Below are 25,154 nucleotides of genomic sequence, written 5' to 3'. Positions count from 1 at the left end.
CCCCCCGATTTCCCCCCGGTGTTCCCCCGTCCCCCGGATCCCCCGATCCCCCCGCTCTCGGTTCCCCCGAACCGTTTACGAGTCCGTCAGTGCTCCGATGTTTTCCTGCCTTCCCGTATGTCCCTGCGGCCCATACTGTTTCGGCCCCCGTGTGTTCGTTTCCCGCTTACAGGAACAAGATTGCCGTGCCCGGCCATCAAGATCCTTAACAAGTCCTTGCAACGAAAAACCCCGCCCCACGAGGTGTGGGGCGGGGTCTCCGGAGTATCTCAGCCGAAAGCGGCTCAGCGACCGTTGATCTCGACGTAGTCGCGCTCACCGTAGCCGGTGTAGATCTGGCGCGGACGGCCGATCTTCAGCGGCTCGCGGTGCATTTCCCGCCAGTGCGCGATCCAGCCCGGCAGCCGGCCCATGGCGAACAGCACGGTGAACATGCGGGTCGGGAAGCCCATGGCGCGGTAGATGACGCCGGTGTAGAAGTCGACGTTCGGGTACAGGCGACGCTCGATGAAGTACTCATCGGTGAGTGCGGCCTCTTCGAGGGCCTTGGCGATGCCGAAGAGCTGATCGTCGCCGCCCAGCTTGGCCAGGATGTTGTCGGCGTGCTGCTTGGCGATGGTCGCCCGCGGGTCGTAGTTGCGGTAGACGCGGTGCCCGAAGCCCATCAGCTTCACGCCGTCTTCCTTGTTCTTGACCTTGCGGATGAACTCCTTGACGTCACCGCCGTTGGCCTTGATGTCGTCGAGCATCTCCAGCACGGCCTGGTTGGCGCCGCCGTGCAGCGGACCCCAGAGCGCGTTGATGCCACCGGACACCGAGGTGAACAGGTTGGCGTCGGACGAACCCACCAGGCGCACGGTCGAAGTCGAGCAGTTCTGCTCGTGATCGGCGTGCAGGATGAGCAGCATGTCCAGCGCGGCGGCGACCTCGGGGTCGACCTCGTACGGCTCGGCCGGGAAGCCGAACGTCATCCGCAGGAAGTTCTCCACCAGCGACAGCGAGTTGTCCGGGTAGAGGAACGGCTGACCGACCGACTTCTTGTAGGCGTAGGCCGCGATGGTCGGCAGCTTGGCCAGTAGTCGAATCGTGGAGAGCTCGACCTGCTCGGGATCGCGCGGGTCCAGCGAGTCCTGGTAGTAGGCCGACAGCGCGTTCACCGCGGAGGACAGCACCGGCATCGGGTGCGCGTTGCGCGGGAAGCCGTCGAAGAACCGCTTCAGGTCCTCGTGCAGCAGGGTGTGGCGACGGATCCGGTCGGTGAAGTCGTCGAGCTGGGCCTGCGACGGCAGCTCGCCGTAGATGAGCAGGTAGCTGACCTCGATGAAGGTCGAGCGGCCGGCCAGCTGCTCGATCGGGATCCCGCGGTAGCGCAGGATGCCCGCCTCACCGTCGATGTAGGTGATCGCCGACTTGGTCGAGGCGGTGTTCATGAAGCCGGGGTCGTAGGTGGTGTACCCGGTGCTGGCCAGCAGCTTGCCCAGGTCGATCCCGTCGTTGCCCTCGACGGCCTTGGCGACGGTCATCGGGTACTCGCCGCCCGGGTATTGGAGTACCGGCTTGGCGTCGTCGTCGACGTTGATGATGTTCTCAGCGGGCACGGAAGGATCCCTCTCAGGCTTGTAACCGTAGGCACCGGACGCGGTCGGCGCGCGATGCGCTTGACTCAACGCTAGCCGCTGTCCACAACGCCCGACTAATGAGGGTGGCTCTTTGCTACCTCACAGTCACATCGTTCGCAGGTGAGACTAGCGGCAGTCATGTGCTATGCGCATGAACACCGAAAAGCTCAGGCGAGCTGGACCTCCGAATGCGCACGTGCCACCCGGTATCGCACGAATGCCGGGAACGCCACGGCCGCGATCATCATGCCGATCACGACCAGGACGCCACCGCCCGCCGCCGCTGCAGCAGTACCCACGGCCGCCGCCGCGAAACCGTGCGCAACATCACCGATGCGCGGTCCACCCGCCACGACAACGATGAACACGCCCTGCAGCCGGCCACGCATCTCATCGGTCGCCACCGACTGCAACATGGTGGTACGCAAGGCCGCCGAGAACATGTCCACGGCACCGCCGAAAGCCAGGCAGGCCAGCGCGATCCAGAGCGCGAGCGTCACGGTCAGCCCGTGCCCGGCCAGGCCCACGGCCAGACCGAACCCGACCATGCCCGCACCCCACAGCACGATGCAGACCACCACGGCCAGACCCTGCCGACTCACCCGCGTCAGCCAGCCCGAGAACACGCCGCCGAACACCGCGCCCACCGACATGGCCGCGAACAGCAGGCCCAAAGCGGTTCCACCGGAAGCGGAATCACCGAAACTGTCCTGCGCGATCTGCGGGAACAGGGCACGCGGCATGCCGAACACCATGGCCACCACATCCACCGCGAAGGAGGCCAGCAGGATCTTCTGGGTGGCCAGATAGGCGAAACCGTCGAAGACCTCGCGCAGGCCCGCGCGCCGGGACTCGCCGTGCGGCGGGATGGGCGGCAGCTTCCAGATGGCCCACAGCGTGGCCAGCAGTGCGACGGAATCGATCAGATACAGCGTGGACAGGCCCGCGAACGGAATCAGCATGCCCGCCAGGACCGGTCCCGCGATCGCGCCGAACTGCATGACCGTCATGCTCAGCGAGTTGGCGGCCGGGAGCTGCTCGGGCGGCAGCAGGCGCGGGTAGATGGCGCTGCGCGCGGGCTGATTCATGGCGAAGAACGCCTGCTGCACCGAGAACAGGATCAGCACCAGCCACGGATTGTTCAGCCCGGCCGCGGCCTGCGCCCAGAAGGCGAGGGAGGTGATACCGGTGCCCGCGCTGGTGATGAGCAGCATCTTGCGGCGGTCCATGGCGTCGGCGAGCGCACCGCCCCAGAGGCCGAAGACGATGAGGGGGATCAGGCCGAAGAGTCCGGCCAGGCCGACATACGAAGAGCTGTGGGTGATGTCGTAGAGCTGTTTGGGAACGGCTACGACGGAAAGCTGCGCTCCGATGACGGTGACGACGCCGGTGGTCCACAACCGGCGGTAATCAGGATTCCGTAATGGAGTTATGTCGGCGAGCAGCTTCACCGACACGACATTAGCCAGGCGAAACAGTGCTTGGCTATCAGTTTTGGGCCGATCATCCCATCATTTGGAAGTGAAATATCTCATCAAGGCTGGAGCCGTTCGATTTTCATGGCCGACACGTCCGTGTTACCCGGTTCCAAGGTGACCTTGATGCGGTTGTGCATGCGGCTGCGGCGGCCCTGCCAGAACTCCACCGACTCCGGCTGGATCTGGAATCCGCCCCAGAACGGGGGCACCGGGATATCGGCCACCTCCGCGAAGCGGTCGGACGTCAGATCCATCTGCCGATCCAGATCCGCCCGTGAGGCAATGGGCCGCGACTGCTCCGAGGCCCACGCGCCGAGCCGCGAGCCGCGCGGCCGGGACTGCCAGTACACCTCGGTCGCCTCGACCGGCACCCGGTGCACCGGGCCGCGCACCGTCACCTGGCGGCCCATCGCCTGCCAGACGAAAGTGGCCGAGGCATAGGGGGTTTCGGTGAGCTGGCGGCCCTTGAACGATTCGTAATTAGTGTAAAAAGTCACACCCTCGGGAGAGAGCCCCTTGCACAGCACGGTTCGCGAGGACGGCTTCGGCCCGGACTCGGTGAGTTCGACGGTGCTCAGCACCATGGAATTGGGATCGGTCAGGCCCGCGCCGGTGGCGTCTTCGATCCAGTTGCGCAGCAACGGTTCCCAGCCGTCGGTCAGCCAGGTCTCGTCGAGGTCGGTTTCCCGGCCCGGATGATTGTCGCCCTGATCGACTCCGTACTCGACCCGCAAGGCCGCGATGTCAAGGTCCTCAGTGGCGAATTTCTCCTGGTCAACCATGGGGCAGACGTTACTCCGCGGTAATGCTCGCGTTAAGCTCGCAAATGATCGGCGTGGCTGCCCAAGGATCGGGCAGCCCGATTTGCAAGGAGAGTCACAACATGACTGCCAGCGCTGCGGTACCCACCAATGTCGTCCCGGACGGCTTCGTGAGCGGTCTGGAGGGCGTGGTCGCCTTCACCACCGACATCGCCGAACCCGACAAGGACGGCGGTGCACTCCGCTACCGCGGCGTCGACATCGAGGACCTCGTCGCGAATCGGGTCACCTTCGGTGATGTCTGGGCCCTGCTCGTGGACGGCGAATTCGGCCGCGGCCTACCGCCCGCCGAACCCTTCCCGTTGCCGATCCACACCGGCGACGTGCGCGTGGACGTGCAGGCCGGGCTGGCCATGCTGGCCCCGATCTGGGGCTACCAGCCGCTGCTCGACATCGACGACGACACCGCCCGCGAGAACCTCGCGCGCGCCTCGGTGATGGCGCTGTCCTACGTCGCCCAGTCGGCGCGCGGCATCTACCAGCCCGCCGTGCCGCAGGCCAAGATCGACGAGGCCACCACCATTACCGAGCGGTTCATGACCCGCTGGAAGGGTGACCCGGACCCGCGCCACGTCGAGGCCATCGACGCCTACTGGGTGTCGGCCGCCGAGCACGGCATGAACGCCTCCACCTTCACCGCCCGCGTCATCGCCTCCACCGGCGCGGACGTGGCGGCCTCGCTCTCCGGTGCCATCGGCGCGATGTCGGGCCCGCTGCACGGCGGCGCTCCCGCCCGCGTGCTGCCCATGATCGAAGCCGTCGAGAAGACCGGCGACGCACGGGGTCTGGTCAAGGGCATCCTGGACCGCAAGGAAAAGCTGATGGGCTTCGGGCACCGCGTCTACCGTGCCCAGGACCCGCGCGCCAAGGTGCTGCGCGAGACCGCCAAGCGCCTCGACGCCCCGCGCTACGAGGTCGCCGCCGCACTCGAGCAGGCCGCCCTGGCCGAGCTGCGTGAGCGTCGCCCCGATCGCGCCATCGAGACCAATGTCGAGTTCTGGGCCGCCGTGATCCTGGACTTCGCCGAGGTGCCGGCGCACATGATGCCCGCCATGTTCACCTGTGGCCGCACCGCCGGCTGGTGCGCGCACATCCTCGAGCAGAAGAAGCTGGGCAAGCTGGTCCGCCCGGCCGCCATCTACACCGGCCCGGCCCCGCGCCAGCCGGAGACGGTGTCGGGCTGGAACCTGGTCTCGCACAAGTAGATCGAGTGAAATAGCGATGGCCCCCAGCGGAAACCGCTGGGGGCCATCGTTTTTACGGGGTTTCAGGGGGAACCCCTGAGAGCGCCCGAGAGTTGGGCTAAGCCTTGACGACGGTGGTGTTCACGATCTTGTCGGCGAAGGTCTGCTTCTTGTCATCCCACAGCGGCCAGAGGAAGCCGATGTAGCAGGGCAGCGCATCGATGATGTGCAGCAGCTTGCGGCCGATCGCCAAACCGAAACCGACCGGCTGCCCGTCGCTTTCGCGAATCAGCTTGATACCGACGGTCTTCTTGCCGATGGTCTGACCGGTGGTGCCCTCCATGTACGCGAAGTACAGGAAGCCGCCGATGCCGATCACGACGGCCAGCAGCATCAGGATGTAGCCGAAGGCGTTCATCCCGCCGCCGGTGCAGTTGACGTCGTAGCTGGTGCTGGTGGTGCACTCCACCTTCGAGGTGCCCGCGGCGCCCGCGATGAACTCGAGGATCCAGGCGGGCACACCGATGATCAGGGTGTCGATCAGGTACGCGCCGACTCGCGCGCCCCAGCTCGCATACTGTGCCCCGTATCCCCCGAACGGAGCATAGGCGGGCTGCGGTGCGCCGAACGCGGGTTGCTGCGGGGCGCCGTAGGCCGGCTGCTGGGGAGCGCCGTAGGACGGCTGCGCGTCGTAGGCGGGCTTGGGGGCCTCGTACCCGGGCTGCGGGGCGCCGTACGCCGGCTGCTGCGGGGCGCCGTAACCAGGCTGCGGCGCACCGTAACCGGGCTGGGGAGCGCCGTAGGCGGGCTGCTGGGGAGCGCCGTAACCGGGCTGGGGAGCACCATAGCCGGGCTGATCGGCGGGCGGGTAGCCGTATCCGGGCTGCTGCGGCTGTTGCGGCTGCTGCGGATAGGGGTTGTTCGGGTATGTCATTCGATTCCTTGCAAAGGGTTGATTCGGTCGAGCAGGCTACAGTCTGGGGCAATTCGGCCGATGGCATGAACTCGAAGCCGCCTCCACCGTGAATCCTGCGGTCGAACAGTGGATTACAACAGCCCCAACAACCGTGGTGAACCGGTTGCCGGACCGCGACGGTTGAAACAAACCTGATTCAGGTCCTGGCCTATGAGATCGGATTCACATAACCTGCATCGGTGCTCGACGCAGGACTTTCCAGGCGCGGCCTCTTCGCCGCGGGTGCGGCGCTCGCCGCAGGCCTCGCCACCGCCGGATGCGGCGTGGCGAGCGGTAATTCGTCCGATCGCATCCTGGAACCGCCCCGTGGCGGGGCCGATGCGGCCACCGCGCCCGCACGCTTACCCTTCTCGGCCGCCAATCCCGACGCGGTCGCGGCCAAGCACGCCGGGCAGCAGCCGCAGGCGTGGGGCACCGATATCGACGGCATCATCTCCGGATTCAATGCCACCGGTAAGCAGTTCGCGGTCACCTTCGACGCCTGCGGCGGACCCGGCAACAACGACATCGACGAGAACCTGCTGGCTTTCCTGCAGGCGCAGCAGATCCCGGCCACCCTGTTCCTCAACAAGCGCTGGATCGATGCCAATCCGGCGCGTGCCACCCAGTTGGCGAGCAACTCGCTCTTCGAGATCGGCAATCACGGGACCGCGCACTGCCCGCTGTCGGTGACCGGCCGCGCCGCCTACGAGATCAAGGGCACCGCGTCCGCGCAGGCCGCGGTGGACGAGGTCTGGGGCAATCATCAGCGCATCGCCGCGCTCGTCGGTCACAGCCCGCGGTTCTTCCGGGCCGGCACCGCCCATTACGACGATGTGGCCGTGGCCATCGTCAAGGAGTTGGGCGAAACCCCGGTCGGTTATTCGGTCAACGCCGACTTCGGTGCGACCGCGACCTCGGCCCAGGTGCAGCAGAACATGACCGCCGCCAAGTCGGGCGGTATTTCGCTGGCCCACATGCACCGCCCCAAATCCGGCACCGGGGCAGGCATGCTCGCCGCCCTGCCCGTGCTGAAGGCCAATGGCTTCCAGTTCGTTCACCTGCCCTAGCGCGGTCACGCCTCCCGGGAGGCGGCCCAATCGACGGCCACGGATTCGCCGCGGTCGACGGTGAAGAAGGCCACCTCCAGGTGGCGGCCCAGGTCGATCAACTCCATGGCGGACAACGGGACCGGCTGCACCACCCGCACCCGCCACGGGGTCGGCTCGTCCCAGGCGCGCAGTTCCAGATCCAGCCGCAGCACCGGATCGTCGCGCCCGGTGTAGTCGGCGGCCACCGGCGTGGCGGCCAGCACGGTCGCGCGGGCGCGTCGCCCATCGGCCAGGATCTTGGCGATATTGGTGCGCGAAGTCTCCTCGGGCGCGGGCAGATACAACACCACCCGATCATGATCACCGGGATCCACCCGGCAGCACACGATGTCCCCCGGCTGCATCCATTCCCGATCCGCCGCGTTCACCCGCTGCCGCACCCGCGTCTCGTACGCATGCCGATCCTCGAGCTGAACCCGCACCCAGAACTGCTGCCCGGGCTCGACCGCATCCAATTCGCGGCTCTCCGCCCGCCTTTCGGCCGCGGCCCGGGCATCGACCCGCTTCTCGGCCCGAGTCCGAATATCGGCACGGGCGTCCAGGGCGGGCGTCGAATCGGGCTGGGCGGGTGGGGGTTTCGCGGAGCTGCGGACGCTGAGAATGGTGGCGGTGCCCTCGGTGCCGTGCATGAGGAGTTCGCGGCGGGCGGCGTCGTCGAGGGTGGGGCCGCGCCGGGTGAGGCCGCGGGAACCGAATTGGGAGGACAGGCGGGCGAGCAGGCCGAGGGGCGGGCGGGGCAAGGGGTCTTGGCGGCGATGCGACGGTCCGGGCGGCGGGGGCATGCTGGGGGCGGAAGCGGGCGGCAGGTCGGGGGTGGTGCTCGGTCGCTCGTGTGCGGCCATGTCCATGGCGGTAAACCGTAATGGGTGTGTGGTTCGTGCCACAGCGATACGCGCCGTTTCCGGCGGGGCGAAACAAGGGACGCCAAACGTGGGGGTCGGAAGGTTTTTCAGGGCCGGACCCCCTCGCGTACACGGGTGATAGCACCTTTACCCTTGTCGCCATGACCTCTGCTTTCCCGACCATCCCCGACGATCTCAAGCCCGCCGATGGACGGTTCGGGTGCGGCCCTTCCAAGGTCCGCCCCGAGCAGCTGCAGTCCCTGGTGGATACCGGCGCATCGGTGTTCGGCACCTCGCACCGCCAGAAGCCGGTCAAGGACGTGGTGGCGCGGGTGCGCTCCGGTCTGCGCGAATTGTTCTCCCTGCCCGACGGTTACGAGGTCGTGCTGGGCAATGGTGGCACCACCGCGTTCTGGGATGCCGCCGCCTTCGGTCTGATTCGCGAGAAGTCGCTGCACCTGAGCAACGGTGAGTTCTCCTCGAAGTTCGCCTCGGTCGCCAAGGGTAACCCGTTCATCGGTGACCCGATCGTGGTCAAGTCGGAGCCGGGCGACGCCCCCGAGCCGACCTCGGACCCCTCGGTCGACCTGATCGGCTGGGCCCACAACGAGACCTCCACCGGTGTCGCCATTCCGGTGTCGCGTCCGGCGAACTCGGACCACGCCCTGGTCGCCATCGACGCCACCTCCGGCGCGGGCGGCCTGCCGGTGAACATCGCCGACACCGACGTGTACTACTTCGCCCCGCAGAAGTGCTTCGCCGCCGACGGTGGTCTGTGGATCGCGCTGATGAGCCCCAAGGCCCTGGAGCGCGTCGAGGAAATCAAGAACTCGGGTCGCTGGACGCCGGAGTTCCTGTCGCTGCCGATCGCGGTCGACAACTCCACCAAGGACCAGACCTACAACACCCCGGCGCTTGCCACCCTGTTGCTGTTCGCCAACCAGATCGAATGGCTCAATGGCAACGGCGGTTTGGACTGGGCCGTGAAGCGCACCGCCGATTCTTCCTCGCGCCTGTACTCGTGGGCCGAGACCAGCGAGTTCGCGACGCCGTTCGTGCAGAACCCGGCGCTGCGCTCGCAGGTTGTCGGCACCATCGACTTCGCCGACACCGTGGACGCCGCGGCCGTCGCGAAGGTGCTGCGCGCCAATGGAATCGTGGACACCGAGCCGTACCGGAAGCTGGGACGTAACCAGCTGCGCATCGGCATGTTCCCGGCCATCGACCCCGAGGATGTCTCGCAGCTCACCCGCTGCATCGACTGGGTCGTCGAAAAGCTTGGCTGATCAGTAAAAACAGCACCGGTTCACGGTTTCTTCACGATCAACGAGGGACCGTGAAATCGGTTTCGCCACTGAGGCGAATCGCTCACACTAATGCGGCGCGGAAGTCTGGGAACAGATTTCCGCGCCGCGTGTCTTGCCCCATGATTAACAGAAGTGCACTACTGTTCCAGAACGTGGGCGGTGTCGCGAGCCTAGCTATAGCTGTGAGGGACGCAGCGAACAGGAGGTAACGGTGCGTGAACTTCGAGTGATCGGATTGACGCCCGATTCCACGCACATCGTGTGCATCGATACCGAGAGCGGCCAGAAGTACCGGCTCGCCGCCGATGACAAACTGCGCGCCGCTGCCCGCGGAGATCTTGCCCGATTCGGCCAAATCGAGATCGAGACGGAAGCGACGATGCGCCCACGCGATATCCAGGCTCGTATCCGCGCCGGTGCCTCGGTGGAGCAGGTCACCGAAGAGTCCGGCATGCCGCTCTCGCGCGTCGAGCGTTTCGCGTATCCCGTTCTGCTGGAACGCGCCCGGGCCGCCGAGCTGGCGCAGAAGGCGCACCCCGTCCGCAATGACGGTCCCGCCGTGGAGACCCTGATCGAGATCGTGTCGGCCGCCTTCGCCGAGCGCGGCCACAATATCGAGGTCGCGGAATGGGACGCCTGGAAGGACGAGAAGGGCTACTGGGTGGCCCAATTGCAGTGGCAGGCGGGCCGTTCCGTGATCGCCGCGCACTGGCGCTACCAGCCGGACGCGCACGGCGGCTCGGTGGTTCCGCTCGATGACCCCGCCTCGGATCTGATCGACCCGGATTTCGGGCGCGCACTGCGCGGCCTGGCGACCATCCTGCCGGATCAGAACGACGTCGCCGTGGAAGAGGCCCCGGTGGCCCCCGCGCCCGCACCGCGTGAGGAGCGCGCGGCCGACTACGATTCCGCGCCCGCCCGGGTCGCCAAGCAGGCGAACTCGGAGGACTACTTCGAGCAGCGCGCCGCCGTCGGCGACGGCACCGTACCGGTGGTGACGGCGACCGCGACCGCGGCTCCCGCGCAGACCCCGGCGCCGGCTCCGGCCGCGAAAGAGCAGCCCGCTCCGGCGGTTCCGGCCACCCCCGCGCCGGCCGCCCCGACGGCTCCCGCGACCCCGCAGGCACCGGCCGCCGAGGCGCCCGAGGTCGCCGCGGAACCGGCTCCGGCGCCCGCCGCGAAGCCGAACGCGCAGAAGGCGAATCGCGCCAAGCGTGGTGGCAAGGCCCCGATGCCGTCCTGGGAGGACGTGCTCCTAGGGGTTCGCAGCTCCGGCCACTGAGCCATTCGCGATCTTTCGGTTGCTGGGCCATTCGCGATCTTCGGTTGCTAGCGGATTGCCGCTAGCATTCCGTTCTTCGGCGCGCCGGGAAACTACGTCGGCAACAGCGACATTCGGCCGCTCGCCGGGGTAGATTCAATTCCGTTGGCGGTCATTGCCGGGCCGATGCGCGTCGACGCCGACGTTCGGCCGCCTAGTATTGCTCAAAGTTAGCTAGCTTGTGTGCAATGACTAGAGGGAGGTGACGTCGATGCCATCAACGGTCTCATCCCTGTGGTACGTCGACGCCCCCGATCCGGTGGCGGTGCTGCGCGAACACCCGGGCCCCGACCCGGACGCCGCTTTCGCGCTCGCCAAACAACTCAACCCCGACCGCGATGTGGTGCCCGCCGCGTCCGGCACCATGAAGGTGTGGGCCGGGCCCGACCCCGAATCCGTCTACATCGGTTGCTATCCCGGCGTCACCGTCGTGTGCTCCACCCAGGCCGCCCTGCCGCGCCCGACCAAACTGCCGGAGCTGCTGGTACGTCCGCTCGCCTCCGAGGCCACCTACCTCATCTCCTACGACCTGTCGCTGGGCTGGGGCGCGTTCGCCTATTGGGAGCGTGGCGAATTCCGCCGCTCCTTCAGTGCGACGCGGGTCAATATCCTCGAGGACGAGGGCATGCCGCGGGTGTGGGAGCGGCCGCACTGGGCGGGCGAATACCCCATCGAACTCGCGCCGGGGGAAATGCCCGATCCGCAACTGCTGCCGTTCGATCCGCCCGATTTCGCCGATGCCGCCAATCAGGAATGGCTCGGATTCCGCTACCGCGGCAAGGTTTCCGGGGATGCGCTGACCGCCGAGGAGATAGAGGTGTGCGGGTTCTCGCTGTTCCCCAAGGGCGAAGCGCCCAAGCTGCTGGAACCCGAGGTCGCGCCGCCCGCCGAACCCGACGGCAAGCGCGGCCTGCTGCGCTGGCTACGCGGACGTGACCGAGTTTCCTGACCGGACGGCTCAGACGGTATCGACGCCGGGGAGCAACGCGAGCAGCAGGGCGAGCCAAGCCAGCACCACACCGATGCCCAGACCCGCGATCACCCAGCGGGTCACCGGCGCGAACCGCCAGCGCCACGCGGTCGGCGCGGCACCGCCCACCGCGATCAGATTGACCACCACCGACAGCGCCGGATGCACCTGGGCCAGCGCCGCTCCGAAGGCGTAGACGCCCGCCGTGGTCAGCGCGGCCACCAACACCACGGTGGCGATCCCGGTGCCCCACGGGGTCGGTTCGGAATAGCCGTAGCCATAGGGTCCGTCGGGTGGATGGCTCACTGGGTCCGCACTCTCTCGTAGAAGGCCATGGCGGCCGCGGTCGCCACATTAAGCGAATCGGTGCCCGGCGTCATCGGGATGCGGGCACGAATGTCGCTGGCCCGCATGGTCTCCTCGGTGAGGCCGGGGCCCTCCGCGCCGAGCAGCAGGGCGACCCGGTCGCCGGTCATGGCGGTGGCCAGGGTGTCGGCCTTCGGGTTCGGGGTCAGTGCGATGATCTGGAAACCCTTGTCGCGCAGCAGGTCCAGGCCGTCCGGGAAGGGCGGCAGCTGGGCGAAGGGGACGCGCAGCACGTGCCCCATGGAGACGCGCACCGCGCGCCGGTACAGCGGATCCGAGCAGCGGTCGCCGAACAGCACGGCGTCCGCGCCCAATCCGGCGGCATTGCGGAAGATCGAGCCGATGTTCTCGTGATCGTTGACACCCTCCAGCACGGCCACCGTGCGCGCCTGCGCCAGCACCTCGTCCACGGTGAGTTCCCGCGGCCGATATGCGCCCGCCAGCACGCCCCGATTCAAATGAAATCCCACCACCTGCGCCATCACCTCGGCACTCGCCTGGTAATACGGAATATCGACTCCGCCGAGCTCTGCTTCGAGCGCTTCATATCGGCGTTCGACACCCAGCAGCGCGAACGGCGGGAACCGTGAAGCCAGCATTCGTTGCACGACAACGACACCCTCGGCGATCACCAAACCTTTGCCGCCGGGCAGGTCGGGACGCCGATCGGCATTGTTGAGATCACGGAAATCGGCGACCCGCGGATCGGCGGGATCATCGATATGGATTACTTCGGCCATCGACCCAATTCTGCCTCCGCTGCGGTCGGGCGTTTCTTCGGGGCTTAAGGTGATCGAGACCCCGATCCCGATCGAACTGAAGAGGACAGCCCATGAGCAGCAAGCCGGAAATCGAGTTCCAGGACGGCCCCGCCCCCGTCGAGCTCGTGATCAAGGACCTCGAAGTGGGCACCGGTGCGGAAGCCAAGCCGGGCGACAACGTGACCGTCCACTACGTGGGCGTCGAATACGACACCGGCGAGCAGTTCGACGCCTCCTGGGACCGCGGCGAGTCGATCACCTTCCCGCTGCGCGGCCTGATCCAGGGCTGGCAGGACGGCATTCCGGGCATGAAGGTCGGCGGCCGCCGCCAGCTCACCATCCCGCCGAAGCTGGCCTACGGCGAGTCGGGCGGCCACCAGCTCTCCGGCAAGACCCTGGTCTTCGTCATCGACCTGGTCGACGTCCTGAACTGACGCACCGCGTCTGAACAGACAAACATGCCCGCCCGCACTGAAAAGTGCGGGCGGGCATGGTGTTTCGTAGGGCTCAGACCTTTACCACGATGCTGCTGATGATCTTGTCGGCGAAGGTTTGGCGCTTGGCGTCCCAGAGCGGCCAGAGCCAGCCGAGGTAGCAGGCCAGGCTGTCGACGATGTGGCAGAGCTGGCGGACGAAGGCCATGCCGAAGCCGAGGGGCTGGCCGTCGGCCTCGCGGATCAGCCTGATGCCCAACATCTTCTTGCCGGGTGTCTGGCCGGTGGTGCCCTCCATATAGATGAGGTACAGGCTGCCGATGAAGGCGATGGCCGCGCCGATGAGGATGAGGACGAGCCCGCCCGCCGACAGCCCGCCCGAGCACGAGGTGCTGTAGGAGGTGTCGGTGGAGTCGGTGACGCAGTCCGAGTTCTTGAATCCGATGGCGAAGCCGATGCCGTAGAAGATGGCCGCGGGCACGCCCACGATCAGCCGGTCGATGATCAACGCGCCGACCCGCGCACCCCAACTGGCGTACGGCTGTGGGGGAAAGGCGTTGTAGCCGGGCGGATACCCGCCGGGCTGACCGGGATACCCGCCGGGCTGGCCCGGATATCCGCCGGGCGGCTGCTGGCCGAATCCCGGTGGCTGCTGGCCGTAGCCGGGCTGTTGCGGCTGTTGCGAGTAGGGATCGTTGCCGTATGTCATCGGATCCTCCCCAGGGGGATGCGGGGGTATTGCCCCCCGCATTGTCTCCCGAATTACGAACCTACGACGGCATTCATGATGGTTCCGCCGCTGGTGGCGACCGCACCGCCCATCATGGCGTTGGCGATCATCTTGGGCGAGGCCGAGCCGCCGCCCCACTTCTCCCAGGCGAAGCGCCCGCCGCCGTACGTGATCGCCGCGACTCCGGACATCTGGGTGAACCAGGTGAAGTAGTGGAACATCTTCATCATCTTGTCGGCCATGGGCGGGGTTTCCGAGGTGGGATTGCCCATCTGGGCCAGAACAGTGCCGTACATGTCGTGCGCGGCCATCAGCATGCTCACGATCGTTTCCTCTCCGGTACCGGGGCGCTGGGTGAAGCCAGGGAGCGGTTAGAGCGGACGAGATTCTGAAACGGGTCGATTAGAGCAATTCGGGCACAGTTTAACCCGGTGAACCGCCGATTGTTGCCAATTGTTTGCGAACGTTATTCGCGAATGATGTCGACGGGGTCGCTCAGGGCTGCTGAAATGGCCACTTGCTGCGGCACTCCGAGCTGGGGGAGTGCGCCGAGTGCCTGATTTGTCTGATTGCCCAGGACTTTCGTGACCGACTGCAACTGCGTCACGCCGCCGGTGAGCGCCTGGAGGGCCGCTGTCAGCTGGGTGCCCGCCTGGTCGGCGATGGTCGGAATCTGTTTTGCCAGTCCCGCACCCTGATTCAATTGCGCGCTCGCGTCGTTCAGCTTGCCCGCGGCATCGCGCAGCAGCTGCCCCACCTTGGTATCCGGAGTGACCTGCGTGCCGGTCAGATTCGCGAAGCCGCTCAACTGGGCATCGGCCTGATTGGCGATGTTCTGCAAGGCCTGCAACTGGATGATCACATTTGCCAGCTGGGGATCATTCGCGAACGGCAGCGCCTGCAACAGCGGCACCACGAGATTCAGCCCGCCCGACAACGCACCGGCCGACTGGGCGACCTGCCCCATGGTGACACCGGTCGAATCCAACGCCGTGGCAAGCTGATTCGCCTGCGTGGTCGCGGCCGACAGAGTGCCGTTGAGGGCGTCGATGCCGGAGGTCAGCTGCCCCGCACCGGCTTTCGCCTGATTCAGGAAATCCATCATCTGATCTGCCCCGCCCGAGAACTGCGACGCACCGTCGGCGGCCGCCTGCACACCCGCGCTCAACAGCTGCGAGGTCCCCGCGATCTGCGAGACCTGCAGACGCGCGGTGTTCATGGTCGAGAACAGGGTGTCCAGCCCGGCCGCGCTGATCTTCTTGGTCACCTCGTTGACCGCGTCGTTGACCAGATTCGCATCCGCCCGGCGGTGCGTGGCCACCGTGACCTGCGCCTTCTTCGGCTGCGCGGTGGCCAGCGACTTGATGTCGGCGGTCAGATCCGCGGGCAGGGTCACCACCGCGGCGTAATCCTTGGTGTCGGCCTCGGTCACCACGTCCCAGTGCCGGTTCGTGCTGTCCTGCAGCTCCTTCGCGATGCGCGCGCCCAGCGGCCCGCTGTCATGGCTGACGAGCGCGACCGCGGTCGGCGACGAGCGCAGCCGCAGGACGCTGGTGGTGCCCGCGGTGACCGCGGCGGCGAGCAGCAGGACGATCAGGACCCAGCGGGTGCGTTTTCCGAACACCATTCAGACCGTAGAGGTCTCCCATGGCGCTACCTCTGATGGTTGTCTGAGAGTTCGGTAAAGACCGGCCGGTCCGGCAATTCCAGCACCAACCGCGCGCCACCCAGCCTACTGTCCTCGAAATAGGCTCGGCCACCGTGCAATTGGGCCTGCTGCGCCACCAGCGCCAAACCCAGCCCGGAGCCGCCCTTGGCGGCCTGACTGCCGCGGAAGAATCGCTCGAACACCGCGGATCGCTCGTCGAAGGGCAGCCCGCGGCCGTTGTCGTCGACCGCGATCACGATGAACCCGCCCGGCCGGCGATGCGCGGAGACGACCGCCTCTGTCGCCCCGCCGTGCTTGGCCGAATTGGTGAGCGCATTGTCGACCGCCAGCCGCAGCCCGGTGGGCAGTCCCCGGGTGATCAGTTCGGCGTCGGTGTCGATGTACACCTTCAACTGCGGGAAGTGCCGCATGGCGTCGTGTGCGGCGGTATCGCAGAGTTCGGCCACATCGGTGACCACATGGTCGCGCTGATTGGTGAGGTCACCGGCGGCGAGCCGTTCCAGCGCGGCGAGGGTGGTCTCCACCCGATTCTGGCCGCGCTGCAGGTCGGTCAGGATCTCGCGGCGCTGCTCCTCGTTCAGATCCAGCGTGCTCAATACCTCGAGGTCGGTGCGCATGGCGGTGAGCGGAGTGCGCAGTTCGTGCGCGGAGACGGCGGCGAAGTCGCGGGCGGTCTCGAGCGCGGCGGCGGTCTCGGCCTGCGCCCGGTCTACGTGCTCGAGCATGGTGTTGACCGCTTCGGCCAATTTATCGGCCTCTTTCACGCCGGAACCGTCCATGGCCAGCGGGGTGCCCGGTTCGCCGCCGGGACCGCGCTCATCCAGCGCCCGGGTGAGTTTCACGATCGGCCGCACCGCGCGCCCGCCGAACAGCCAGCCCAGTCCGGCCGAGGCGGTCACCGCCAGCGCCGCGGCCAGGTACACCCACTGCCGCTGCTCATGGATGGTCTGCTCGGTCTGATTGGTCGGAATGCCCAGGGAGACAACACGTCCCGCCGGTTGCGCCTCGGTGGTGGTCAGCACCCGATAGGTGCTGCCGCCGACATCGACGGTGGCCCGGCCGACCGGCAACGGCGGCAACTGCACGGCCGTGCTGGCCAGGGAACCGTCCGCGAAGCGCACGGTCAGCGCCATTTCCTTGTTGGGCGCCAGCAATTCGACCACATTGACCGCGAAGACCGGCTGGATGAGCACCAGCCGCGACACCATCGTCAACTGCTCATCGGCCTGCGCCATATTGCTGCGGCCGATCGCGTAGATGGTGATCCAGCTCAGAATCGCGACGATGATGGTCGCGCCCAGCGCCGCCGCGGCGGCGACACGCAACCGCAGGGTGTAGGACCAGCGGCGGCCGGCGACCCGCTCGCCTCGCTTGAAAGCGCCTGCCGCCCACCTCATTCGGGATCCCAGCATTCGGGAGCCCACGTCATTTGGGTGCGCGGAGCACGAACCCCACGCCGCGGATGGTGTGCAGCAGTCGCGGACTGCCGTCGATCTCCAGCTTGCGGCGCAGATAGCCGACGAAGACGTCGACCACATTGGTGTCGGCGGCGAAGTCGTAGCCCCACACCAGTTCCAGCAGCCGCTCCCGGCTCAGCACCACCCCGGCGCTGCGGGCCAGCGTGGACAGCAGTTCGAATTCCCTTTTGGTGAGCTCGATCTCGACGCCGTTCAACAGGGCGCGATACCCGGCGACGTCGACCTCCAAGGGCCCCACCGTGATCGCGCCCGGAATGGCGGAGGCGGGCACATCGGTGCGCCGCCGCAGCAACGCCTTGATCCGCGCCACCAGTTCGGCGAGGACGAACGGCTTCACCAGGTAGTCGTCGGCCCCGGATTCCAGGCCGGCGATCCGGTCGTCGACCGAACTGCGCGCCGACAGCACGCAGATCGGGACTTCGTTGCCCATCGCCCGCAGCGCGGTGACCACGCCCGCGCCGTCCAGCACGGGCATGTTCATATCGAGAACGACCGCATCCGGGGCGGATTCGTTGACGCTGCGCAGCGCCGCCGCCCCGTCCCGGGCGATCACCACCCGGAAGCCCGAGAGCCGGAGCCCGCGCTCGACCGATGCGAGGACGTCCTCGTCGTCATCGACAACCAGGACTGTAGGTACCTCGCTGCGTTCGGCCACGGTCTCCATTCTGGCAGCCGTGACCTCAGTAGTTGTTGCAGACGTCGGCGACCTGCTGGATCGTGGCGGCGATCCCACCGGCACGCGGGTCGGAAGCGGCCTGGTTGGCGGCGTCCGGGTTGTCCGCGAGGTACTGGTCGACCTCGGCCTTGCGCTGCTCCGGACTCTGATCGAACTTGGCCTTCAATTCGGCCTTGGTGTCCGGGTTCTGATCCAGCATGGAAGCCAGCGCCGGGGCCTTGGCGTGCAGGGCGGCATCCACCTGGGCGAAGCTGCAGGTCGAATTCAGCAGCGGCGCAACCAGATCCGCGGGGGAGGCGGACGCGGTGGCGGGGGCGAGAGCGAGGGCCACGGCGGCGACCGCACCGGCTCCGAAGAACACTCCGGCACGGCGATTACGAACGAAGCTCATCATCAGCCTTTCTGTACCCGGCGACTGCCGAGTTTCGGCTGCGGACCTGACGATCCGCGCCCGCCCGACGTTAAACCACCCGGTTGGGACGACGATGAGCGCTCTATGAAAGAACTCTGAGGGCTGTTCTCAGGAGGTCGGAGCGGTCGGATCCGCCGCGGTCGTATCGGCTTCGGCGGGATCGATCCGGCGGATCGGCATGGTCAGGGCGGCGGCGGCATCGGCGGCGGCGATGCTCTCCTTGTCCTCCATCAGGGTGACCGCGTCGCGGATCTGCTTTTCCAGGGTGGGCAGCATGGCGGCGTCGTCGATGGTGGGCGGGACCTCGTAGGAGTCGCCCGCGGCGATCTGGCGCATGGTGCGGCGCAGGATCTTTCCCGAGCGGGTCTTGGGCAGGGCGGTCACCGCGACCACGTCGTAGAGGGTGGCGATGGCGCCGACCCGTTCGCGGACCCGGTCGATGATCTCCGCACGCAACCGTTCGGGCTCCATGTCGACGCCGGTCTTCAACACCACGTAGCCGATCGGGCGCTGGCCCTTCAGCTCGTCGGGGATGCCGACCACCGCGGTCTCGGCGACGGCCGGATGCCCGGAGATGGCCGCCTCGATGCCGCCGGCCGAGAGCCGGTGACCCGCCATATTGATGACGTCGTCGCTGCGGCCGAGGACGAACAGGTAGCCGTCCTCGTCGAAGAAGCCGGAGTCGCCGGTCAGATAGTGGCCGGGATAGGCGGAGAGATAGGAGCGCTCGTAGCGGGCGTCGTCGCGCCACAGGGTGGTCAGTGTGCCGGGCGGCAGCGGCAGCCCGATGACGATGTTTCCTTCTGTATTAGGGGCGACCGCATTGCCTTCGGAATCCAGCACCCGCAACCGGTAACCGGGCACCGGCACGGACGCGGAACCGGCCTTGATCGGAAGCTGCTGCAGCCCGAGCGGATTGGCGCAGATGGGCCAGCCGGTCTCGGTCTGCCACCAGTGATCCACCACCGGGCAGTCCGGATAGTCCGCGAGCAGGGTCTCCACCGACCATTCGTAGGTGGCCGGATCCAGCCGCTCGCCCGCGCAGAACAGGGCCCGCAGCGAGGACAGGTCGTGCCGGTGCGCGGTGGCCGCATCCGGATCGGCGCGCCGGATGGCCCGCAAGGCGGTCGGCGCGGTGAACATCACGTCCACCTTGTACTCGTCGACCAGCCGCCAGAAGGTGCCCGCGTCCGGTGTCCCGATCGGCTTGCCCTCATAAAGAATGGTGGTCGCGCCGACCAGTAGCGGTGCGTACACGATGTACGAATGCCCCACCACCCAGCCGATATCGGAGGTGGTGAGCATGGTCTGCCCCGGGGCGACCTCGTAGATATTGCGCATGGACCAGGCCATCGCGACCGCGTGCCCGCCGTTGTCGCGCACCACGCCCTTGGGTTTCCCGGTGGTCCCCGACGTATAGAGGATGTAGAGCGGATCGGTGGCGGCCAGCGAGACCGGCTCGGCCGGTTCGGCCCCGACCTGCGCCTCGTCCCAATCCAGCCAGCGGGCGGCGATGCTCTCGCTGGAGGCGGGCAGATATTCGGTGGCGGCCTGCTCGGCGGGAAAACGAATGGTGGGGAAGCCGTCTCGCTGCTTGACCAGCACCGTTCTCGGGGCGGTGGTCTGCGCGAGATCGAGGGCGGCCAGCACGATGGGCGGGTATTCGATGCGGCGGCCGGGTTCCAGCCCGCCCGACGCCGTGATAATCAGCACAGGTTCGGCGTCGTCGATGCGGGCCGCGAGTTCGTGGGCGGCGAAGCCGCCGAAAACCACCGAGTGCACAGCCCCGATGCGGGCGCAGGCGAGCATCGCGACCACGGCTTCGGGAATCATCGGCATATAGATGACAACGCGGTCACCGGTCTTGACGCCCAGTCGCAGCATGGAACCGGCAAATCGGGCGACTTCGTCGAGCAGTTCCCGATATGTGTAGATCCGCCTGGACCCGGTCATAGCCGAGTCGTATATTAGGGCCGGTTGTTCGGCGCGACCCCCCTCCTGACCGCCGGAAGTGCCGTCCGGAGTTGTGATCTCGCGCACATGGCGATCCAGGGCGTTGTAGGAGGTGTTGAGGCGAGCGTCGGGAAACCACCGCGCCGTCGGACGGGCCGCGGTATCGAGAATCTGGGTGGGAGGCACATCCCAGCTGATGGCATCGGCCGCGGTGCGCCAGAACTCCGAGGGATCGACCAGGCTCAGCTGATACGCCGGTCGGTACTCGTGCTTCGCGTTCAACCCGGTGACTCCCTAGCTCCGCCTGTTGTCCTTGAGATGCGCTGAGATGCCCGCCTCGATAGATCGACCTGATTGTGGCAGACTTCACGCGACGTCCGGGCGGACGCCGCGACCTTTGATTTTGCCTGCAAATGGCTGGTCAGCGAGCGGTGGTTGCCAAGAGGTCACACAAGAAGTTATTGATCCGTTAGAATCGCATGTCACATATTTCGGCCGTCATGGACGCAATTTCTCGGCCAGCCGCCGTTCTCGGTCAGCTCCGTCTGACGGGCCAAGCGTGCGATCGCGGAGGCTCGCTGATGGCGCGTGGCTGGGGCCAGTTTGGAAAGTGAGTGGGAGATGCGTGACGCCGCTAGGTCCGGCAGCAATAAGCGCTGGGCGCTGAGCAACTGGGACCTGCGATGGAAGGTTACGGCGGTCCTCGCCGTGCCGCTGTTGGTCGCCGTTGTACTGGGAGCGTCCAGGATCTCGGCGGAGTTCGCCGACTCCAGCCGACTCTCCACGGCGACCGACCACGTCGGGGTGATCCCGGCGATCACCGGTCTCAGTGCTGACGCGGCGCAGGTCGCGGGTGGACAGATGGTCATGCTGGGCCCGACCCAGTCGCTGACCTCCGACCCCGAGCTCGCGCAGTTGGACACCGCCATCTCCTTCGCCGAGAAGGCCTCCTCACGGCTGAGTGACCTGCCCAGTGCCCGTCAGGCGCTGGACGAGATGATTCTGGGCGCCAAGAAGATCCGGGCGCAGGGCCTGGCCCCCTCCTCCTCGATTCCGGACACCGTCGCGGCGGTCGAACGCATTCGTGGCAACAGCGTCAAGACCGTGGAAAACATCGTCTCGACCGTCGCCGACAAGTCCGTGGACCAGTCCAAGCTGCGCCTGGTCGACTCGCTGAACTCGCGCTGGATGCTGTTCAACGAGGTCGCCGGCATGGCCGAGGCCCTACGCAACAACCCGAAGGATGGCCTCAAGGACATCCAGATCGGCGTCAATACCGAGCGGCAGATGCTCGCCGTGCTCGCGCATCGCTTCCAGGACGGCGACCAGATCATCGCCGACCTGCAGCGCGGTGCCGACACCCGCGTGCAGCTGGTCAACGGCCCGCAGGCGCAGGCCGGTCAGCTGCCGGTGGCGGAGTTGAAGGATTCGCTGGTCGCGAGCATCAACAGCTATCAGACCATCGCCACCAACGCGACCAAGGACATCGTGTCGCGAGTGGACGAGCTGGCCTCGACCGCGCGATCGGACGCCATCCGCTACTCGATCATTGTCATCGCCACCATCCTCGGCGCCATGGCGCTGGCCGTGTTGATCGCGCGCGCGATGATCGTGCCGCTGCGCCGTCTGCGCCTGGCCGCCCTGCGCGTCGCCGAGTACGACCTCGGTCAGGAAGTCTCCGCGCTGCGTGAGGGCGCCGACCCCGAAGATGTGCCGCTGGAACCGATGCCGGTGCACACCGACGAGGAAATCGGTCAGCTCGCGCGCGCCGTCGACGATATCCACGGTCAGGCGCTGCGCCTCGCCGCCGACCAGGCCGCCATGCGTACCCAGGTCAACGACATGTTCGAGACCCTGGCCCGGCGCTCCAAGTCCCTTGTCGACCATCAGCTCTCGCTCATCGAGGCGATGGAGTACGACGAGAAGGACCCGCGCCTGCTCGAGAACCTCTTCCGCCTCGATCACCTGGCCGCCCGTATGCGGCGTAATGGTGACAACCTGCTCATTCTGGCCGGTACGAAACAGCGCCGGACCAAGTCCGCGCCGGTCGAGATCGCCGACGTGCTGCGTGCCGCCATCTCCGAGGTGGAGGACTACGAACGCGTCAAACTGGGTGCGACCCCGCGCGGTTCGCTCGTCGAGCCCGCCGCCTCCGACCTCGCGCACCTGTTCGCCGAGCTCCTGGACAACGCGCTGCGCGCCTCTCCGCCGGAGACCGACGTCAAGTTCACCTTCGCCCAGGCCCACGATCAGGGTCTGCTGATCGAGGTCGCCGACCGCGGTATCGGTATGCCCCCGGCCGAAATGGCCGAGATCAACCGGCGACTGGAGGCCGTGGCCGAGGTCGGCCCGGACACCGCACGCCACATGGGTCTGTTCGTGGTCGGCCGCCTGGCCGAGCGCCACGGCCTGACCGTGCGCCTGCGCCCCACCTTCGACACCGCCCGCGACCCGGGTGTGACCGTCACCGTGCACGTGCCCAAGCCGCTGATCGTGTCGGCGGGCGGGCCCATCTCGGTGCCGCCGCAGCCGCAGGACGCGCCGCAGCGCCCGCAGCCGGCTCCGGCCGCGCAGGGCGCGGGCAACCAGTCCGGTGCCGCGGCTTCCATGCAGATGCGCGCGGTCACCCGCACGGCGACCGGCAATGTCATGGTCACCGTGGATCCCGGTGTGAGCGGCCCGATTCCGGCGGGTACGGCGGCTCCGGCCGGCCCGGCCCCGGCCGCGGCCAGCGCCTCGACCGGACTGCCGACCCGCCAGCCGGGCGCGCAGGTGCCGGGCGGTCTGCCCACGCGCCAGCCGGGTGTGAACGGACCCACCGTCAAGCACACCGTGTCCGCCCCGGGCGGCGCGAGACCCGGTGGCCTACCCCAGCGTGATCCGGGTGCGCACGGTCCGGCCGGACCTGCCGCCCAGCCGGGTGCGAATCTGCCGCAGCGCGGTCCGGGCGAGGGTCCGGCAGCGCCGCGAGGCGGCCTCGCCGCCAATATGCTCAAGCGTCAGGGTGCTCCGGGCGGCATGCCGCCGCGGCCGGGCGCCCCGGGGGAGCCGGGACCCGCGCAGCGCGGACCGGGCCAGGGGAATCTGCCGCAGCCGGGTCAGTCCGGTGCGATGCCGCAACGCAATCCGTCCGTCGGCCTGCCGCCGCGCGATGGTGCTCCGGGTGGTCTGCCGCAGCGTGATTCGGCCTCGGGTGGTCTGCCCACCCGCCAGCCGGGTGCCAATGGTGCGCCGGGCCGGGAGTCCGGTTTGGGTCAGCCGCAGCGTCCGGCCGCCCCCGGCGGCCCGGGTGGTCTGCCGCAGCGTGATCCGGGTGCCAATGGCGCTCCGGGCCGGGAGTCCGGTCTGGGTCAGCCGCAGCGTGGCGCGGATTCGGGTCCGACCCGTCGCGACCCCGCCGCCGGTGGCCTGCCCCAGCGCGATGCCGCCCCGGGTGGTCTGCCCCCGCGTGATGCTGCCCCGGGTGGTCTGCCGCAGCGTGATGCCGCTCCGGGTGGTCTGCCGCAGCGTGATTCGGCCTCGGGTGGTTTGCCCCGCCGCGAGCCGGGTGCCAATGGTGCGCCGGGTCGGGAGTCCGGTTTGGGTCAGCCGCAGCGTCCGGCCGCCCCTGGCGGCCTGCCGCAGCGTGGAGTTCCCGGGCCGCGAGATGGGTCCAACGGTCTCGCCGCACAGCAGGATTCGGACAAGCCGGGTCTGCCGCAGCGTGACGCCATTCCGCCCCGCGATGGTGGTCTGCCGCAGCGCGACGGTGGCTTGCCCCAGCGTGAGGGGATTCCCCCGCGCGACGGTGGTCTCCCGCAGCGTGGTGCCGCCGCCAACGGTGGTCTGCCGCAGCGCAGCGCTCCGGGCTCGGATCCGTTGTCGGGCGGCCTGACTCAGCGTGATCCGCTGTCCGGTGGACGGGATCCGCTGTCCGGTGGCTTGCCGCCGCGCGGACCGGGTGGCTTGCCGCAGCGTGATAACGGCCTGCCGTCGCGTGACTCGGGTAATGGTGCGCCGCAACGGGAATCCCTCGGTGGTCTCCCGCAGCGTGCGCCCAAGCCGGATCCGTTGTCGGATCCGTTGCCGCAGCGGGATCCGCTGGGCGGCCCCCTGCCGCAGCGCGGCCTCAACGGTCTCCCGCAGCGGGATCCGGGTTCGGTGCTGCCGCAGCGTCCGAATCCGATTCCGGGAGTCGGCCTGCCGCAGAACGGTTCCGACGGTGTCAAGGAGCCCGGACGCCACAGCTTCCGTTCCAATCCGCAGAAGGCGGCCTCGTTCTTCCAGACCCGGCTGCAGCCGGCGGAGGACGGCGCCGACCCGATCATGGGCGGCACGCCGATTTTCGCGGAGATGATGTCGGCGTGGCTCTCGGACCCGAATGCCGATCGTTCCCAGGTGGCCTCGTCCTTCGAGTCACCGGGTGATGAGGGCTGGCAGGCGGCTCAGCGGGCCATCGAGGTCACCCCGGACAAGCGGACGGCTGCCGGTCTGCCGCAACGTGATCCCGGTAACCGACTTGTGCCCGGCGGTGTCAACGGAAACGCTGACAAGGCGGCCCACCGAGACCCAGAATCCATCAGGTCAAGTCTGAGTCGTCATCAGCAGGGCGTCCGGGATGGCCGCGCGATGAAAGCTATGAACCTAACCGGAGATAAAGGAGACCGATGAACCCCGATCTAGGTGGTACGAAGCGTCAGCTGGATTGGCTGGTTTCGAATTTCGCCAATGAGGTTCCCGGCGTTGCGCATGCGGTCCTGGTATCCGCTGACGGCCTGCTGATGGCCGCGAGTGCGCAGCTGCCCGTGGACCGCGCCGAACAGCTGTCCGCGGTGACCGCGGGGCTCGCGAGCCTCTCGGTGGGTGTGTCGAACTTGTTCGAGGGCGGCACCGTGTTGCAGTCGGTGGTCGAGATGGAACACGGCTACCTGCTGCTCATGGCTGTCGGCGATGGCTCTTACCTGGCGGTGCTCACGAACACCTCGTGCGACATCGGCCAGGTGGGCTACGAGATGGCGTTGTTGGTCGAGCGAGTGGGCCAGACAGTCCAGGCCACACCTCGCGTCACGATGGGTTCCTGATGGCGG

22 protein-coding genes are annotated in these 25,154 nt (G+C 67.6%); 8 read left to right on the top strand and 14 right to left on the bottom strand.

The features are described 5' to 3' along the window. Nucleotides 1–284 precede the first annotated feature (284 nt). The 3 genes from ACFXHA_RS07975 to pdxH all read right to left on the bottom strand — a co-directional run bounded on the left by ACFXHA_RS07975 (nt 285) and on the right by pdxH (nt 3,879). On the bottom strand, nt 285–1,598 hold the full coding sequence (locus ACFXHA_RS07975; protein WP_379354190.1) for a citrate synthase: 1,314 nt from the start codon (nt 1,596–1,598) through the stop codon (nt 285–287). Between the two features lie 188 nt (nt 1,599–1,786). Next, nucleotides 1,787–3,070: an MFS transporter gene (locus tag ACFXHA_RS07970; RefSeq protein ID WP_379354188.1), complete on the bottom strand. Its 1,284-nt coding sequence runs from the start codon at nt 3,068–3,070 to the stop codon at nt 1,787–1,789. Nucleotides 3,071–3,153: 83 nt separating this feature from the next. Then, nucleotides 3,154–3,879 carry a pyridoxamine 5'-phosphate oxidase gene (gene pdxH, locus ACFXHA_RS07965; RefSeq protein ID WP_379354186.1) on the bottom strand — a complete coding sequence of 242 codons (726 nt, stop codon included), beginning with the start codon at nt 3,877–3,879 and terminating at the stop codon, nt 3,154–3,156. Nucleotides 3,880–3,980: 101 nt separating this feature from the next. Between pdxH and ACFXHA_RS07960 the strand changes: the two genes are divergently transcribed. Beyond that, on the top strand, nt 3,981–5,123 hold the full coding sequence (locus tag ACFXHA_RS07960; RefSeq protein ID WP_379354184.1) for a citrate synthase 2: 1,143 nt from the start codon (nt 3,981–3,983) through the stop codon (nt 5,121–5,123). Between the two features lie 97 nt (nt 5,124–5,220). On the opposite strand, the gene ACFXHA_RS07955 is transcribed toward ACFXHA_RS07960, so the two are convergent. Beyond that, the gene (locus tag ACFXHA_RS07955; RefSeq protein WP_379354182.1) at nt 5,221–6,036 is read right to left on the bottom strand and encodes an RDD family protein; all 816 of its coding nucleotides are present in this window, start codon (nt 6,034–6,036) and stop codon (nt 5,221–5,223) included. Between the two features lie 221 nt (nt 6,037–6,257). Between ACFXHA_RS07955 and ACFXHA_RS07950 the strand changes: the two genes are divergently transcribed. Beyond that, nucleotides 6,258–7,127, top strand: coding sequence for a polysaccharide deacetylase family protein (locus ACFXHA_RS07950; protein ID WP_379354180.1), 870 nt, complete (start codon nt 6,258–6,260; stop codon nt 7,125–7,127). A gap of 5 nt (nt 7,128–7,132) precedes the next feature. On the opposite strand, the gene ACFXHA_RS07945 is transcribed toward ACFXHA_RS07950, so the two are convergent. Beyond that, nucleotides 7,133–8,017 carry a hypothetical protein gene (locus tag ACFXHA_RS07945; protein WP_379354178.1) on the bottom strand — a complete coding sequence of 295 codons (885 nt, stop codon included), beginning with the start codon at nt 8,015–8,017 and terminating at the stop codon, nt 7,133–7,135. Nucleotides 8,018–8,172: 155 nt separating this feature from the next. Between ACFXHA_RS07945 and serC the strand changes: the two genes are divergently transcribed. From serC to ACFXHA_RS07930, 3 genes are all read left to right on the top strand, one after another. Next, nucleotides 8,173–9,297: a phosphoserine transaminase gene (gene serC / locus ACFXHA_RS07940; RefSeq protein WP_379354176.1), complete on the top strand. Its 1,125-nt coding sequence runs from the start codon at nt 8,173–8,175 to the stop codon at nt 9,295–9,297. Between the two features lie 232 nt (nt 9,298–9,529). After that, complete coding sequence (gene sepH / locus ACFXHA_RS07935) at nt 9,530–10,600, top strand: septation protein SepH (protein ID WP_379354174.1); 1,071 nt, start codon at nt 9,530–9,532, stop codon at nt 10,598–10,600. A 250-nt stretch (nt 10,601–10,850) separates the two neighbouring features. Next, complete coding sequence (locus ACFXHA_RS07930; RefSeq protein WP_379354172.1) at nt 10,851–11,588, top strand: DUF6928 family protein; 738 nt, start codon at nt 10,851–10,853, stop codon at nt 11,586–11,588. Nucleotides 11,589–11,597: 9 nt separating this feature from the next. Here the strand turns inward: ACFXHA_RS07930 and ACFXHA_RS07925 are convergent, their stop codons facing one another. Then, entirely contained in the window at nt 11,598–11,915 is a 318-nt protein-coding gene (locus ACFXHA_RS07925; protein ID WP_379354170.1) for a DUF2537 domain-containing protein, read from the bottom strand. Next, the gene (locus tag ACFXHA_RS07920; RefSeq protein ID WP_379354168.1) at nt 11,912–12,715 is read right to left on the bottom strand and encodes a TrmH family RNA methyltransferase; all 804 of its coding nucleotides are present in this window, start codon (nt 12,713–12,715) and stop codon (nt 11,912–11,914) included. The genes ACFXHA_RS07925 and ACFXHA_RS07920 overlap by 4 nt, the downstream gene beginning before the upstream one ends. Before the next feature lie 92 nt (nt 12,716–12,807). Here ACFXHA_RS07920 and ACFXHA_RS07915 point away from each other — a divergent pair, with 92 nt between their 5' ends. Then, the gene (locus ACFXHA_RS07915; protein WP_379354166.1) at nt 12,808–13,170 is read left to right on the top strand and encodes an FKBP-type peptidyl-prolyl cis-trans isomerase; all 363 of its coding nucleotides are present in this window, start codon (nt 12,808–12,810) and stop codon (nt 13,168–13,170) included. 73 nt (nt 13,171–13,243) lie between these two features. Here the strand turns inward: ACFXHA_RS07915 and ACFXHA_RS07910 are convergent, their stop codons facing one another. The 7 genes from ACFXHA_RS07910 to ACFXHA_RS07880 form a co-directional block, all read right to left on the bottom strand. After that, a complete protein-coding gene (locus tag ACFXHA_RS07910) occupies nt 13,244–13,879 on the bottom strand; it encodes an RDD family protein (protein WP_379354165.1) in 636 nt (211 codons plus the stop codon). Nucleotides 13,880–13,932: 53 nt separating this feature from the next. Further along, the gene (locus tag ACFXHA_RS07905; protein WP_379354995.1) at nt 13,933–14,217 is read right to left on the bottom strand and encodes a hypothetical protein; all 285 of its coding nucleotides are present in this window, start codon (nt 14,215–14,217) and stop codon (nt 13,933–13,935) included. Nucleotides 14,218–14,366: 149 nt separating this feature from the next. After that, nucleotides 14,367–15,527, bottom strand: a complete 1,161-nt coding sequence (locus ACFXHA_RS07900; protein WP_379354163.1) for a YhgE/Pip domain-containing protein — start codon at nt 15,525–15,527, stop codon at nt 14,367–14,369. Between the two features lie 26 nt (nt 15,528–15,553). Further along, a complete protein-coding gene (locus ACFXHA_RS07895) occupies nt 15,554–16,966 on the bottom strand; it encodes a sensor histidine kinase (RefSeq protein WP_379354161.1) in 1,413 nt (470 codons plus the stop codon). 28 nt (nt 16,967–16,994) lie between these two features. Continuing rightward, nucleotides 16,995–17,702 carry a response regulator transcription factor gene (locus ACFXHA_RS07890; protein WP_379354159.1) on the bottom strand — a complete coding sequence of 236 codons (708 nt, stop codon included), beginning with the start codon at nt 17,700–17,702 and terminating at the stop codon, nt 16,995–16,997. 25 nt (nt 17,703–17,727) lie between these two features. After that, nucleotides 17,728–18,117 carry a hemophore-related protein gene (locus tag ACFXHA_RS07885; protein ID WP_379354157.1) on the bottom strand — a complete coding sequence of 130 codons (390 nt, stop codon included), beginning with the start codon at nt 18,115–18,117 and terminating at the stop codon, nt 17,728–17,730. 126 nt (nt 18,118–18,243) lie between these two features. Next, nucleotides 18,244–20,370, bottom strand: coding sequence for an AMP-binding protein (locus tag ACFXHA_RS07880; protein ID WP_379354155.1), 2,127 nt, complete (start codon nt 20,368–20,370; stop codon nt 18,244–18,246). Nucleotides 20,371–20,709: 339 nt separating this feature from the next. Between ACFXHA_RS07880 and ACFXHA_RS07875 the strand changes: the two genes are divergently transcribed. Both ACFXHA_RS07875 and ACFXHA_RS07870 read left to right on the top strand, forming a co-directional pair. Further along, nucleotides 20,710–24,738, top strand: a complete 4,029-nt coding sequence (locus ACFXHA_RS07875; protein ID WP_379354153.1) for an ATP-binding protein — start codon at nt 20,710–20,712, stop codon at nt 24,736–24,738. Further along, complete coding sequence (locus ACFXHA_RS07870) at nt 24,735–25,148, top strand: roadblock/LC7 domain-containing protein (RefSeq protein WP_029930951.1); 414 nt, start codon at nt 24,735–24,737, stop codon at nt 25,146–25,148. The genes ACFXHA_RS07875 and ACFXHA_RS07870 overlap by 4 nt, the downstream gene beginning before the upstream one ends. The last annotated feature ends 6 nt before the right edge of the window (nt 25,149–25,154 follow it).

Source organism: Nocardia sp. NPDC059240 (genome assembly GCF_042753865.1).
Lineage (GTDB): Bacteria > Actinomycetota > Actinomycetes > Mycobacteriales > Mycobacteriaceae > Nocardia.
The sequence above is the reverse complement of the archived record's forward strand: the minus strand, read 5'-3'. Positions and strand labels throughout refer to the sequence as shown.

Excerpts from the sequence above, each read along its gene's own strand:
- pdxH (WP_379354186.1), bottom strand. The coding sequence starts at position 3,879 with ATGGTTGACCAGGAGAAATTCGCCACTGAGGACCTTGACATCGCGGCC.
- ACFXHA_RS07960 (WP_379354184.1), top strand. The coding sequence starts at position 3,981 with ATGACTGCCAGCGCTGCGGTACCCACCAATGTCGTCCCGGACGGCTTC.
- ACFXHA_RS07955 (WP_379354182.1), bottom strand. The coding sequence starts at position 6,036 with ATGACATACCCGAACAACCCCTATCCGCAGCAGCCGCAACAGCCGCAG.
- ACFXHA_RS07945 (WP_379354178.1), bottom strand. The coding sequence starts at position 8,017 with ATGGACATGGCCGCACACGAGCGACCGAGCACCACCCCCGACCTGCCG.
- serC (WP_379354176.1), top strand. The coding sequence starts at position 8,173 with ATGACCTCTGCTTTCCCGACCATCCCCGACGATCTCAAGCCCGCCGAT.
- ACFXHA_RS07930 (WP_379354172.1), top strand. The coding sequence starts at position 10,851 with ATGCCATCAACGGTCTCATCCCTGTGGTACGTCGACGCCCCCGATCCG.
- ACFXHA_RS07920 (WP_379354168.1), bottom strand. The coding sequence starts at position 12,715 with ATGGCCGAAGTAATCCATATCGATGATCCCGCCGATCCGCGGGTCGCC.
- ACFXHA_RS07915 (WP_379354166.1), top strand. The coding sequence starts at position 12,808 with ATGAGCAGCAAGCCGGAAATCGAGTTCCAGGACGGCCCCGCCCCCGTC.
- ACFXHA_RS07910 (WP_379354165.1), bottom strand. The coding sequence starts at position 13,879 with ATGACATACGGCAACGATCCCTACTCGCAACAGCCGCAACAGCCCGGC.
- ACFXHA_RS07905 (WP_379354995.1), bottom strand. The coding sequence starts at position 14,217 with ATGCTGATGGCCGCGCACGACATGTACGGCACTGTTCTGGCCCAGATG.
- ACFXHA_RS07900 (WP_379354163.1), bottom strand. The coding sequence starts at position 15,527 with ATGGTGTTCGGAAAACGCACCCGCTGGGTCCTGATCGTCCTGCTGCTC.
- ACFXHA_RS07895 (WP_379354161.1), bottom strand. The coding sequence starts at position 16,966 with ATGAGGTGGGCGGCAGGCGCTTTCAAGCGAGGCGAGCGGGTCGCCGGC.
- ACFXHA_RS07885 (WP_379354157.1), bottom strand. The coding sequence starts at position 18,117 with ATGATGAGCTTCGTTCGTAATCGCCGTGCCGGAGTGTTCTTCGGAGCC.
- ACFXHA_RS07875 (WP_379354153.1), top strand. The coding sequence starts at position 20,710 with ATGCGTGACGCCGCTAGGTCCGGCAGCAATAAGCGCTGGGCGCTGAGC.
- ACFXHA_RS07870 (WP_029930951.1), top strand. The coding sequence starts at position 24,735 with ATGAACCCCGATCTAGGTGGTACGAAGCGTCAGCTGGATTGGCTGGTT.